The 12,860-nt window shown below is 71.5% G+C and carries 8 protein-coding genes; 2 read left to right on the top strand and 6 right to left on the bottom strand.

Features of this window, described 5'->3' with window-relative positions; genetic code table 11:
* Window positions 1-34: 34 nt before the first annotated feature.
* Entirely contained in the window at window positions 35-820 is a 786-nt protein-coding gene (locus tag ACIG5F_RS08370; RefSeq protein WP_396516758.1) for an SAM-dependent methyltransferase, read from the top strand.
* Here ACIG5F_RS08370 and ACIG5F_RS08365 read toward each other — a convergent pair.
* From ACIG5F_RS08365 to ACIG5F_RS08345, 5 genes are all read right to left on the bottom strand, one after another.
* Entirely contained in the window at window positions 798-1,994 is a 1,197-nt protein-coding gene (locus tag ACIG5F_RS08365) for a DNA polymerase III subunit delta' (protein ID WP_396516757.1), read from the bottom strand. The two genes, ACIG5F_RS08370 and ACIG5F_RS08365, sit on opposite strands and share 23 nt — an antisense overlap.
* Window positions 1,991-3,205 carry an MFS transporter gene (locus ACIG5F_RS08360; protein WP_396516756.1) on the bottom strand — a complete coding sequence of 405 codons (1,215 nt, stop codon included), beginning with the start codon at window positions 3,203-3,205 and terminating at the stop codon, window positions 1,991-1,993. The genes ACIG5F_RS08365 and ACIG5F_RS08360 overlap by 4 nt, the downstream gene beginning before the upstream one ends.
* Window positions 3,202-3,672, bottom strand: coding sequence for a hypothetical protein (locus ACIG5F_RS08355; RefSeq protein WP_396516755.1), 471 nt, complete (start codon window positions 3,670-3,672; stop codon window positions 3,202-3,204). Before ACIG5F_RS08355 ends, ACIG5F_RS08360 begins: the two co-directional genes overlap by 4 nt.
* Before the next feature lie 135 nt (window positions 3,673-3,807).
* Complete coding sequence (gene topA, locus ACIG5F_RS08350; protein WP_396516754.1) at window positions 3,808-6,633, bottom strand: type I DNA topoisomerase; 2,826 nt, start codon at window positions 6,631-6,633, stop codon at window positions 3,808-3,810.
* Between the two features lie 212 nt (window positions 6,634-6,845).
* Window positions 6,846-9,125, bottom strand: a complete 2,280-nt coding sequence (locus ACIG5F_RS08345) for a sodium-translocating pyrophosphatase (RefSeq protein WP_396516753.1) — start codon at window positions 9,123-9,125, stop codon at window positions 6,846-6,848.
* Between the two features lie 302 nt (window positions 9,126-9,427).
* Here ACIG5F_RS08345 and ACIG5F_RS08340 point away from each other — a divergent pair, with 302 nt between their 5' ends.
* Entirely contained in the window at window positions 9,428-11,737 is a 2,310-nt protein-coding gene (locus tag ACIG5F_RS08340; protein WP_396516752.1) for a DEAD/DEAH box helicase, read from the top strand.
* Window positions 11,738-12,141: 404 nt separating this feature from the next.
* Here the strand turns inward: ACIG5F_RS08340 and ACIG5F_RS08335 are convergent, their stop codons facing one another.
* A complete protein-coding gene (locus ACIG5F_RS08335) occupies window positions 12,142-12,780 on the bottom strand; it encodes a bifunctional DNA primase/polymerase (protein WP_396516751.1) in 639 nt (212 codons plus the stop codon).
* Window positions 12,781-12,860: the final 80 nt, after the last annotated feature.

The raw sequence follows: 12,860 nt of genomic DNA, 5'->3' as shown, positions 1-12,860 counted from the left end.
GCGATTCATCGGTAGCGATGTAATCTCCACGGCCATGGACGAGGTGAGCACGACGGCGCTGGGCATGGCCCGGGTGCGGGCGGCCGAGAGCGAGCGGCCGGACGGCCTGTTCGACGACCCCTGGGCGGCGAGGTTCTGCGCGGCGGCCCCGGATCAGGTGCCCGGCGGCGAGCGGACGCCGCTGTCGATGTCGTTCGCGTTCCACGCGATCATCCGCACCCGGTTCTACGACGACTACCTGCTCACGGCCGGCTGCCGGCAGGTGGTGCTGCTGGCCGCCGGCCTGGACAGCCGGGCCTACCGACTGGACTGGCCGGCCGGCGTGAGCCTGTACGAACTGGATCTGCCGAAGGTGTTGGCGTTCAAGGAATCCGTGCTGGCCGACGCCGAACCCCGTTGCACGCGAGCGGTGGTGCCGGCGGATTTCCGCACGGACTGGGCGAAGGCACTACAGGACAACGGTTTCCGGCCGCAGGAGCCGACGGCCTGGCTGGCCGAGGGGCTGCTGATCTACCTCACGCCGCAGGACGCCGACCGCCTCCTCACGACCGTCACGACCCTGTCGGCCCAGAGCAGCCGGATCGCGTTCGAACGCGGCGACCGGTCCTACCAGGACCAGGCCACGAATTCCCCGTCCATGCAACGGTATTCGGCGCTCTGGAAGGGCGGCCTTGACCGGCCGGCGAGCCAGTGGCTGACCGACCACGGCTGGCGGCCGACCGAACACGACCTCGGCCCGGTGGCCGCGAGCTACGGGCGACCACTGCGCAAGGAGGCCAGCAGCGGCTTCGTGACCGCTAGCCGCGGTGCATCGAGGTGATCATCGCCTCGACCGCGAACCGCGGCTTCACGTTCTGCTGCAACGCGTCCCGGCAGGCCAGCACCGCCTCCAGCCGGCGCAGCGCCGACTCCGAGGTCCACATCGACGCGGCGTTGGCGATGTCGTTGGCCCGGTCGGGATGGTTCAGCGGCACCTCGGCCCGCGCCTTGGTCACCAGCACGTCCCGGTAGAAGCCCATCAGGTCGACCAGGGCCAGGTCCAGCGAGTCGCGCTGGGTCCGGGTGGCTCGGGACTTCTGCCGCTTCTCCAGCTCCTTCAACGCGCCCGCCGCGCCGCGGGTGGCCGACGCGGTGCCCTTGCCGGTGCCGCCGGCCCCCATCGCGGTCTTCAACGCCTCGGTCTCAGCGGCGTTGCGGTCCTCGTTGGCCGCGACGGCGTCGGCCTCGGCCGCCTTCACGAGGGCGTCGGCGCAGGTGAAGATGTCGCCGAACCGCCGCAGCCCCAACGGAATCGCCAGCACCGACTCGCGTCGTTGCCGCGCCTGCGGGTCGGTGGCCAGCCGGCGGGCCCGGCCGATGTGGCCGCCGCAGACCGACGCTGCCCACTGCGCCGTGGCCGGCTCGATGCCGTCACGCTGCTCCAGCACCTCGGCGATGGCCGCGGTGGCCGGCGTGCGCAGGCCGATCGCACGGCACCGGGACCGGATCGTCACCGAGATGTCGTCCGGGTGGTCGGACGGCGCGCAGAGCAGGAACACGGTCCGGTCCGGCGGCTCCTCCACCGCCTTGAGCAGCGCGTTGGCCGCGCCCTCGGTCAACCGGTCGGCGTCCTCGATGATCACGACCTGCCAGCGCCCGGTGGTCGGCCGCTTGGCCGAGACCTGGACCAGCGCCCGCATCTCGGCCACCGAGATCGACAGCCCCTCCGGCACCACCAGCCGCACGTCGGCGTGGGTGCCGTGCATGGTCGTACGGCAGGCCTGGCACTGACCGCAGCCGCGCGGGCCACCCGGGGCCTCGCACTGCAAGGCGGCGGCGAACGCTCGGGCGGCGGTGGACCGGCCAGAGCCGGGCGGGCCGGTGAACAGCCACGCGTGGGTCATCGCGCCCGGCGTGGTCGGGCGGCCCGCGACCAGATCGGCCGCGGCCTCGGCGGCGGTGCTGAGCACCTCGACCGCGTGGGGCTGGCCGACGACTTCGGCCCACACCGTCATGCCTGCACCTGCTCGGTCACCCTGACATGATGCCGCGCGGCCAACTGCCGGTGCGCGAAGGCCCCGGCCACCGCGGCCACCGCGGCCGCGACCAGCAGCGCCGACCGCACGCCGACCACGTCCACCAGCACCGGCGCCGTGGTCGTCGCGGCGAACAGCACCACCTTGACCAGGGCCTGCACGAAGGCGTTGACCCGGCCGCGGACCTCGTCCGGCACCTGCGCGCCGATCATCGTCAGCCCGGTCACGAAGGCGACCCCCGCGCACGTGCCGACCAGAGCGACGGCCACCAGCGCGAACCACAGGTGCGGGGCGACCGCCACGGCCACCAGCAGCGCGCCGGCGGCGACGATCGCCGCCCCGAACGGCAGCCGCAGCCGGGAGGTGCCGACCACGCCGATCACCAGGCCGATGAACATGGCGATCACCAGCGTGCCGAACGCCGCCTCGCCGCCGTGCAGCTCGGTGGCGTACGGGCGGGCGATGGCGATCACCGTGCCGCCGGCGGTCAGCGCCCCGACGATGCCGATCACCAGACCCCGCACCAGCCGGCTGCCGCGCACGTAGCGCAGGCCGTCGCGGGCCATGCCCGGCTCGCCGGTCGGCGGCGCGGTCCACCGGCCGGAGGCCTCGGGCAGCCGGGTGGCGATCACCAGGGCCGAGCTCAGGTAGAGCAGACCGTTGATCACCACGATGACGTGCACGTCCGACTGCGGCGCGATCGCCGTGATCACCGAGTAGAGGCCGGCGCCGGTCAGTAAGGCCAGCCCGTAGGTGGTGACGAGGGTCAGCTGGCTGGCCGTCTGCACCTGCTCGGGACGGCGCAGCAGGGTCGGCAGGGCCGAGTCCTTGGCCGGGATCCACAGCATCGAGCAGCAGCCGACCAGGAAGTTGGCCGCCAAGAGCCACCAGGTCGTGCCGATGACGGCGATGGACAGGAACAGGGCACAGCGGGCCAGGTCGGTGGCGATCATGACCTTGCGGCGGTCGAACCGGTCGGCCAGGTGCCCGGCCAGCGGGGCCAGCAGCAGCCCCGGCAGCAGCTGGGTGGCGACGACCCCGCTCAGCGCGAACTCACTTGATCCGGTGAGGGTCGCCAGCAGCGAGGACAGGCCCAGCAGCGACAGCCAGTCGCCGACGCAGCACAGGTACGCGGACGTCCAGAGCCGGCGGAACGCCGGGATGCCCATCACCTCGGCGATACGCCTCACGGCTGCGAGCCCACCGCGACGACCACGACCACCAGCACGATGAACACGAACACCAGCACCACCGCGCAGCCGATGCAGCCGGCCGCGGCGTTCTTGCGCTGGGTCTGCTGCACCGCGGACGGGGCGGGCGGCAGGCCACCGGCCGCTTGCAACCCGATCGTCGGCGCCGACCTCGTGTACGGGAGGCCGGCCGCGGGCGGCAGCGGCGTCGGCTGATACGGCGGCGGGGCGGGGCGGCGGGCCCGATCCCGCGCCAGCTCACGCTGGGCAGCGGCGCGCACCTGCTGCTGGTTGGTCGGCACCAGCGGAACCGGCGGCGGCACCACGGTGTCCGGCACCTCGTCGAAGGACGCCGACCACGTCGCGGGGTCGGTGAAGGACGCTGCCGCGAGCCCGCTCAGCGCGTCCGGATACACCGGCAGCGGCGGCAACGCCTGGGTGCCGTCCGGCCCGAACTCGCCTGCCATGACACCAGCGTAAACCGACAACGCCGGCCACCAGTGCCACATGCGCGCTCTTCGCGTGGCCCGAGATGCCACATGCGCTTCCTATGTGGCATTGGACGCCATACAGGAAGCGCATGTGGCAATCGGGGCGGCTAGCTAGCCCTTGGTCTTGGCCGGGGCCTTCTTGGCGGCGGGCTTCTTGGCCGCGGTGGCCTTGGTGGCCGTCTTCTTCTCGGCGGCCGGCTTCTTCTCCGCCGCCGGCTTGCGGGTGGTGGTCCGCTTCGGGGCCGGGCCCTTGGCCCGCTTCTCCGCCAGCAGCTCGGCCGCCCGTTCGTCGGTCAGCTCCTCCACGCTGTCGCTCTTGCGCAGCGAGGCGTTGTACTCGCCGTCGGTGACGTACGGGCCGAACCGGCCGTCCTTGACCACCATCGGCTTGCCGGAGACCGGGTCGTTGCCCATCTCCTTGAGCGGCGGCGCCGACGCGGCCGACTGGCGGCCGCGCTTCTTGGGCTCCGAGTAGATCTTCAGCGCCTCGTCCAGCGTGACCGTGAACAGCTGGTCCTCGGTGGCCAGCGACCGGGAGTCCGTGCCCTTCTTCAGGTACGGGCCGTAGCGGCCGTTCTGCGCGGTGATCTCCGCCCCGGACTCGGGGTCCTTGCCCACGATCCGCGGCAGCGACAGCAGCTTGAGCGCGTCCTCCAGGGTCACCGTGTCCAGCGACATGGCCTTGAACAGCGAGCCGGTCCGCGGCTTGGGGGCGGTGGCCTTCTTGCCGTTGGCGGCCGCGGCCGGCTCCGGCAGGATCTCGGTGACGTACGGGCCGAAGCGGCCGTCCTTGGCCACGATCTCGTGCCCGGTCACCGGGTCGGTGCCCAGCGTGCGGCCCTCGATCGGGGTGGCGAACAGCTTCTCGGCCACCTCGGGCGTCAGCTCGTCCGGCGGCATGCCCTCGGGCAGGTTGGCCCGCTGCGACTCCCCGTCGACCTCGCGCTCCAGGTACGGCCCGAACCGGCCGACCCGGACGACCACGGTGTGCCCGTTGTCGTCGGTGAACATCGGGATCGAGTTGATCTGGCGCGGGTCGATGCCCTCGACGCTGGCGTCGATCAGCTTCTTCAGGCCGCCGCCGCGGCCGACCGAGCCGTCCGGCCCGATGTCGCCGCCGAAGTAGAAGCCGTTGAGCCAGTTGGTGCGCTGCTGGTCGCCGGCGGCGATCCGCTCCAGCTCGTCCTCCATGGCGGCGGTGAAGTCGTAGTCCACCAGCCGCTCGAAGTGCTGCTCGAGCAGGCCGATCACGGCGAACGCGACCCAGGACGGGATCAGCGCCGAGCCGCGCTTCCACACGTAGCCGCGGTCCTGGATGGTCTTGATGATCGTCGCGTAGGTCGACGGCCGGCCGATGCCCAGCTCTTCCATGGTCTTGATCAGGCTGGCGTCGGTGTAGCGCGGCGGCGGGCTGGTGGTGTGCCCGTCGGCGGTCAGCTCGACCGCGGTCACCGCCTGGTCCTTGACCAGCTGCGGCAGCCGGCGCTCGGCGTCGTCGGCCTCGCCGCCGGCCTCGGAGTCGATCGACTCGACGTAGGCCTTGAGGAAGCCGGCGAAGGTGATGGTGCGGCCGGAGGCGGCGAAGGTGCACACCTCGCCGGTGGTCGAGGTGCCGGCGATGCGCACGCTCATGGTGGTGCCGCGGGCGTCGTTCATCTGCGACGCGATGGTCCGCTGCCAGATCAGCTCGTAGAGGCGGAACTCGTCGGCGGCCAGCTCGTTGGCGACCTCGCCGGGGGTGCGGAACACCTCGCCGGCGGGGCGGATCGCCTCGTGCGCCTCCTGGGCGTTCTTGACCTTGCGGGTGTACTGGCGCGGCTTGTCCGAGACGTACTGGGCCCCGTAGAGCTGGGTGGCCTGGGCCCGGGCGGCCGCGACCGCCGACTCCGACAGCGTGGTCGAGTCGGTACGCATGTAGGTGATGTAGCCGTTTTCGTACAGCCGCTGCGCGGTGCTCATCGTGCGGTCCGCGGAGAAGCGCAGCTTGCGGCTGGCCTCCTGCTGCAACGTGGACGTCATGAACGGTGCGTAGGGTCGCCGCGTGTACGGCTTCTCCTCGACCGAGGTGACCTTGAGGGTGGCGTTGGCCAGCCCGCCGGCCAGGGCACGGGCCTCGGTCTCGGTCAGCACCCGGACGTCGCCGGAGCCCTTGAGCTTGCCGTCGGCGCCGAAGTCACGGCCGGTGGCCAGCCGCACGCCGTCCACCTGCACCATGCGGGCGGCGAACTGGCGGGGGTCGGCGTCCGCGCCGGCGTCCAGCTGCGCGCCGATGTCCCAGTAGGAGGCCGTGACGAAGCGCATCCGCTCGCGCTCGCGCTGGACCACGATGCGGGTCGCCACCGACTGCACCCGGCCCGCCGAGAGCTTCGGCATGACCTTCTTCCACAGCACGGGTGAGACCTCGTAGCCGTAGAGACGGTCCAGGATGCGGCGGGTCTCGTAGGCCTCGACCAGGTCGGTGTCCAGGTCGCGGGGGTTGGCCGCGGCGGCCAGGATGGCCGGCTCGGTGATCTCGTGGAAGACCATCCGGCGCACCGGCACCTTGGGCTTGAGCGTCTCCAGCAGGTGCCAGGCGATGGCCTCGCCCTCGCGGTCGCCGTCTGTCGCCAGGTAGAGCTCGTCGACGTCCTTGAGCTTCTCCTTGAGCTCGGTGACCGTCGACTTCTTGTCCGGCGTGACGATGTAGACCGGCTCGAAGCCGTGCTCGATGTCCACGGCGAGGTTGGCCCAGGGCTCGCCCTTGTACTTGGCCGGGATCTCCGCCGCCTTGCGCGGCAGGTCCCGGATGTGGCCCTTCGACGACTCGACGACGAAGTTGCGGCCCAGGTAGGAGGCGATCTTGCGGGCCTTGGCGGGCGACTCGACGATCACCAACCTGCGGTGGCCGGACCCGTTCTCCCCGGCACCGCTCTTGTTCGCCTTTGTCGATCCAGCCACGCCGTCCCGCTCTCTTGTCTACCTGTGTCCCCAGCCCGCCACTATGCACCGTCGGGGCCCGATGGCACGCAATGCCGTGACCGACAGAGTGACATAACACAGCGCCGGCACCCATCGGGAGTAGTCCCCGACACCTTGTTGGAGGACAAACCCTGCCGAAACGGCCCGTTCCGGAGGATACCCTCCGAAACGGGCCGTGCCAGTTCAGTAAATCAGCCCACGCCGTTGCTCACGGCCTCGGCCGGGGCGTCCGCGATCGTCGTGCTGCGACGCTTGGACACCACCACCGCGGCCACGATGACGATGACCGCGACCACCGCGATGGAGATGCGGATGGCCGGCGACTGGTCGGCCGCGCTCAGGGCCACGATGGCCGGCGCGATCAGCACCGAGACCAGGTTCATGACCTTCATCAGCGGGTTGATGGCCGGGCCCGCGGTGTCCTTGAACGGGTCGCCCACGGTGTCGCCGATGACCGTCGCGGCGTGCGCGTCGGACCCCTTGCCGCCGTGGTTGCCGTCCTCGACCAGCTTCTTGGCGTTGTCCCAGGCGCCACCGGAGTTGGCCAGGAACACCGCCATCAGCGTGCCGGTGGCGATGGCGCCGGCCAGGTAGCCGGCCAGCGGGCCGACACCGAGGCCGAAGCCGACCGCGATCGGGGCCAGGATGGCCAGCAGACCCGGGGTGGCCAGCTCACGCAGCGAGTCGCGGGTGCAGATGTCCACGACCTTGCCGTACTCCGGACGCACGGTGCCGTCCATGATGCCCGGGTTGTCCTTGAACTGGCGGCGCACCTCGAACACGATCGCGCCGGCCGCCCGGGTCACCGCGTTGACGGCGAGGCCGGAGAACATGAACACCACGGCCGCGCCGACGATCAGGCCGACCAGGGTGCTCGGCGTGAACACCGCGAACGCCGCGCTCACGTTCTGCGAGACGACGTCCAGGCCGGCGCCGTTGACGTAGGAGCCGAACAGGGCGGTCGCCGCCAGCACGGCGGTCGCGATCGCGATGCCCTTGGTGATCGCCTTGGTGGTGTTGCCGACCGCGTCCAGCTCGGTGAGCAGCTTCGCGCCGTCCTCGCTGATCTCGCCGGACATCTCGGCGATGCCCTGCGCGTTGTCGGAGACCGGGCCGAAGGTGTCCATGGCGACGATGACGCCGACCGTGGTGAGCAGGCCGGTGCCGGCCAGGGCCACCGCGAACAGGGCGACCGCGACGCTGCCGGACAGCAGGAACGCGCCGTACACGGCCGCGCCGATGACCAGCGCGGTGTAGACGGCGGACTCGAAGCCGACCGAGATGCCGGACAGGATGACCGTGGCCGCGCCGGTCAGCGAGGTCTCGCCGACCGTCTTGACCGGCTTGTACTCGGTGCCGGTGAAGTAGCCGGTCAGCCACAGGATGATCGCCGCCAGCACGATGCCGATGATCACCGCGACCGCCGCGATCAGCGCCGGGTTGCCGCCGTCGGAGATGCCGTGGTTGAGCTTGGCGAAGGTGCTGGGCAGGTAGGCGAAGGCCGCGATGGTGCACAGCACCGCGGAGATCACCGCGGAGATGTAGAACGAGCGGTTGATGGCCGCCAGGCCGTTCTCGCCCGGGCGGGCCTTGGTGATGTAGACGCCGATCACCGCGGTGAGCACGCCGATGGCCGGCACGATCAGCGGGAACAGCAGGCCCTGCGAGCCGAACGCGACCGAGCCCAGGATCAGCGCGGCGACCAGGGTCACCGAGTAGGACTCGAACAGGTCGGCCGCCATGCCGGCGCAGTCACCCACGTTGTCGCCGACGTTGTCGGCGATGGTGGCGGCGTTGCGGGGGTCGTCCTCGGGGATGTTCTGCTCGACCTTGCCGACCAGGTCGGCGCCCACGTCCGCGGCCTTGGTGAAGATGCCGCCGCCGACACGCATGAACATCGCGAGCAGGGCGGCGCCGAAGCCGAAGCCTTCCAGCACCTTGGGGGCCTGGCCGGCGAAGGCCAGCACGACCAGGGACGCGCCCAGCAGGCCGAGCCCAACCGTGCTCATGCCGACCACACCGCCGGTGCGGAAAGCTACCCGCATCGCCTTCTCGCGACCGCCTTCGGACTCGTTCGCGGCCGCGGCCACGCGCAGGTTCGCGCGGGTCGACAGCCACATGCCGAGGTAACCGATCGCGGCCGAGAAGACGGCGCCGATGATGAAGAAGACAGAGCGGCCGATCCGTTCGGCAATGCTGTCCGCGGGAAGGAAGAACAGCAGCACGAAGACGATGACCACGAAGATGGCCAACGTGCGGAACTGCCGGTTGAGATAGGCCGCGGCGCCCTCTTGAACCGCCTTCGCGATGTCCTGCATCTTCGGAGTGCCCTGGCCGGCGGCCAGCACCTCCTTGCGCAGCACGAACGCGATGACGAGGGCGACGATGGCGACCACGGCGACCACACCGACGATGGTGTAGTCACCCCCGGACAGCGTGACAGCGCTGTCCGCGAGTACTTGCCGGGACATCCGTCCTCCTGGTGACGTCATGCGTGTTACAGCCGTCAGCGCCAGGAGCCGGTGTCGTGCGTCGGCTCCGACGCAGCGTGTGCACCCTCACACAAGGGTGCGATGCCGGCGGAGTCTATTGGTCGGTCAAGTCGGCCAGACGATCAGTCCCGATCCGTTCACAGTCCGTTATGTTCGACAGATGGTGTGAATCGATACAGAAGGCGTCTGCGCCGCCTGTCGCGATGCGCCGTCAGACACCGAACGTGAACGCCCGCTCGGCCGGTCGAGTGGTGTCGCACCTGTGTGCGAAGCTCGGGGCTGTGGGCGGAACCGAGCGTGGTCGTGAACTGCTGCGACGGGTGCTGGCCGGCGTGCCGGCGGGCGAGTCGCCGCTGACGCACGTCACCGACCAGCCCGAGCGGCCCGGCCGCCGGGTGGACTGGCCGGCCTGGGTTGATCACCAGCTGGTCAGCGCCCTGGGCGAGGCCGGCGTCGAGCGGCCCTGGGCGCACCAGGCCCGGGCCGCCGAACTCGCCTGGTCGGGCAAACATGTGGTGCTCGCCACAGGAACGGCGTCCGGGAAGTCGCTCGGGTACCAGCTGCCGGTGCTGAGCCGTCTGGCTGAAGATTCGCGGGCGACCGCCCTGTACCTGTCGCCGACCAAGGCGCTGGGGGCCGATCAGCTCCGGTCCGTCGTGGCGCTCGGGGTCGACGGCGCGCGCCCGGCGTCGTTCGACGGCGACACCCCCATGGTCGAGCGGGACTGGGTCCGCGCCCACTCCCGCTGGGTGTTCACCAACCCCGACATGCTGCACCGGGGCGTGCTGCCCAACCACGCCCGCTGGTCGTCGTTCTTCCGCCGACTCGCCTACGTCGTCGTCGACGAGTGCCACACCTACCGCGGCGTTTTCGGCTCCCACGTGGCGCTGCTGATGCGGCGGCTGCGGCGGGTCGCCGCCAAGTACGGGGCCTCGCCGGTGTTCGTGCTGGCCTCGGCCACCGTCGCCGACCCGGCCGGCTTCGCCGAGCGGCTGTGCGGTCTCACCTTCGAGGCCGTCGACGAGGACGCTTCGCCGCGGGGCGAGCGGACCGTCGCCCTGTGGGAGCCGCCGCTGCTGGAGGAGCTCGCCGGCGAGAACGGCGCCCCCATCCGCCGGGCCGCCGGCAGCGAGGCCGCCCGGATCCTGGCCGACCTCGTCATCGAGAAGGCCCGGACCCTGGCCTTCGTCCGGTCCCGACGCGGCGCCGAGCTGACCGCTCTGGCCGCTCGCCGGCTGCTGGCCGAGGTCGACGACGACCTTGTGGGCCGGGTCGCCGCCTACCGCGCCGGTTTTCTGCCCGAGGAACGCCGGGCGCTGGAACGCTCCCTGGCCGACGGCCGGCTGCTCGGCGTCGCCACCACCAACGCCCTCGAACTCGGCGTGGACATCGCCGGCCTCGACGCCGTCGTCGTCGCCGGCTATCCCGGCACCCTGGCCTCGTTCTGGCAGCAGGCCGGCCGTGCCGGCCGCACCGGCGACGGGTCGCTGGTCGTGTTCGTGGCCCGGGACGATCCGCTCGACACCTACCTCGTGCACCATCCCGCCGCCGTGCTCGACAAGCCGGTCGAAGCCACCGTGCTCGATCCCGTGAACCCGTACGTGCTGGCCCCGCAGCTGGCCTGCGCCGCCGCCGAGCTGCCGCTCACCCCCGACTGCCTGGAGACCTTCGGCGGCGCCAGCCGGGAGATCGTCGACGACCTCGTTCGCGACGGCCTGCTGCGCAAGCGCCCCACCGGCTGGTACTGGACCTCGCGCGAGCGGCCCCACGCCGGCGTCGACATCCGTGGCTCCGGCGGCGAGCAGATCGCCGTCGTCGAGGGCGATTCCGGCCGCATGCTCGGCACCGTCGACCCCGGCTCCGCCACCTGGCAGGTCCATCCCGGGGCCCTCTACCTGCACCAGGGCACCTCGTACGTGGTCGACGAGCTCGCCATCGAGGACGGCCTGGCCCTCGTGCACGCCGAGGACCCGGAGTGGACCACCCAGCCCCGCAACGTCGTCGACATCTCCGTCGTGCACACCGCCAAGCGGGAGTCCTTCGCCGGCGTCACCGTGTGCCTGGGCGAGGTCGACGTGACCTCGCAGGTCGTCGGCTACCTGCGCAAACTCCCCTCCGGCCGGGTCATCGACCAGGTCCCCCTCGACCTGCCCGAGCAGACCCTGCGCACCCGGGCCGTCTGGTACACCGTCAGCGAGGATCTGGTGGCGGCCGCCGGCATCGACCCACCCCGCGTCCCCGGCTCCCTGCACGCCGCCGAGCACGCCGCCATCGGCCTGCTCCCCTTGTTCGCCACCTGCGACCGCTGGGACATCGGCGGCGTCTCCACCGCCCTGCACGCCGACACCGGCTTCCCCACCGTGTTCGTGCACGACGGCCACCCCGGCGGCGCCGGCTTCGCCGACCGCGGCCACGCCGCCCTCATCCCCTGGCTCACTGCCACCCGCGAAGCCATCGCCTCCTGCGAGTGCCTGATGGGCTGCCCCTCCTGCGTCCAGTCCCCCAAGTGCGGCAACGGCAACGAGCCCCTGGACAAGGAAGGCGCGGTGGCGGTCCTGACCGCGGTCCTGACCGCCATCGAGGCGAAGTAACCGCCCCGGACATGATGGGGCGCCAGGGGGCACCTTGTGGTGCGCGCCCCTGGCGCTCTCCATCTTCCGCCGAACACCTGGCCATCGCCTCTACCGCGTTGTGTGAGCGACCGTCGAGGGTGGCGTCTCGACCGCGGGGCGCTCGCGGACACCAGGGAGGCGGTGGGTCCGGCGCGGCGGTCGCCCTCGGGGAGCCGGGTGGTTCCGGCCCCGTCCCGGTCGCTACCGGGAGGCGATTGTCGGTGCGGGTGTTCGGCTGTGCACCTGTCCCGTGTCCGCGTCGCCCACGAGCGGGAACGGCGAGCGGACGGACGGGCAGGGTTGGTGCGGTGGCTGCGTCGGGTCCCCGCGCTCGGGGTTGTCGCGGGAGGACGTCGCGGGGCCCGGCGCAGCCGGCAGGGCGATCAGAAGGAGTCGGCCGCCACGAGGCGCTGGGCGGAGGTACCCAGCAGCTCGCCAACGTGATCCGGTCGGGTGGCCTCGACGAGGGCCTCCTGCACGACCTGGGAATCCGGCAGCGACCAACCGCAGACTTCGGGCTTCACCCGCCAGTGCACGACACCGTGCTGGAAGGGGGTGGGGGGCAAGGGGATCCAGCTGTTCACGCCGTGCAGCACGACGTCGCCGCGTCCGGCGAGTTCGGCCGTCAGCTCCTGACCGGAGTTGACCAGGAACATCCACTTGCCGGCAGGGGTGGCGGCGATCGGCACCGGCACGCCGGTCGTGCGCAGCACACCGGCCACGCGACGGCCCAGCTCGGCGTCCACCTCGATGGCGTCCACCACGTATCCGGTGGCCACCAGCAGGCTGTACCGACGCCCGGTCCACCAGGCGGCGACCTGCTCCGGCTTGGTGCCGATCCGCTCGGCCCAGTCACGGTGCACCGGCACCGGGCCGGTCTGGTCGACGCCGTCCCTGCCCGCCCACTGCGAGCCCGTCGGATAGGTGCCCGGCAGGACCGGCCATCCGCGCCACGCGAGGCCCATAGCCTCTGCCCGCAGCTCGATGCGGAACGCGCCGCGCCAGCTATCCGACCAATCCATCTTCTGTCGCCTCCTTGACTGTCAGGCGCCGTGTCGGCGCCCACAACACACTCAACGGCATGGGACGCCGGCTTCGTAAC

The sequence above is a fragment of the Kutzneria sp. NPDC052558 genome (assembly GCF_044547355.1).
Lineage (GTDB): Bacteria > Actinomycetota > Actinomycetes > Mycobacteriales > Pseudonocardiaceae > Kutzneria.
This window is presented reverse-complemented; position numbering and strand designations above follow the sequence as displayed.

Excerpts from the sequence above, each read along its gene's own strand:
- ACIG5F_RS08370 (WP_396516758.1), top strand. The coding sequence starts at position 35 with ATGGACGAGGTGAGCACGACGGCGCTGGGCATGGCCCGGGTGCGGGCG.
- ACIG5F_RS08365 (WP_396516757.1), bottom strand. The coding sequence starts at position 1,994 with ATGACGGTGTGGGCCGAAGTCGTCGGCCAGCCCCACGCGGTCGAGGTG.
- ACIG5F_RS08355 (WP_396516755.1), bottom strand. The coding sequence starts at position 3,672 with ATGGCAGGCGAGTTCGGGCCGGACGGCACCCAGGCGTTGCCGCCGCTG.
- ACIG5F_RS08345 (WP_396516753.1), bottom strand. The coding sequence starts at position 9,125 with ATGTCCCGGCAAGTACTCGCGGACAGCGCTGTCACGCTGTCCGGGGGT.
- ACIG5F_RS08335 (WP_396516751.1), bottom strand. The coding sequence starts at position 12,780 with ATGGATTGGTCGGATAGCTGGCGCGGCGCGTTCCGCATCGAGCTGCGG.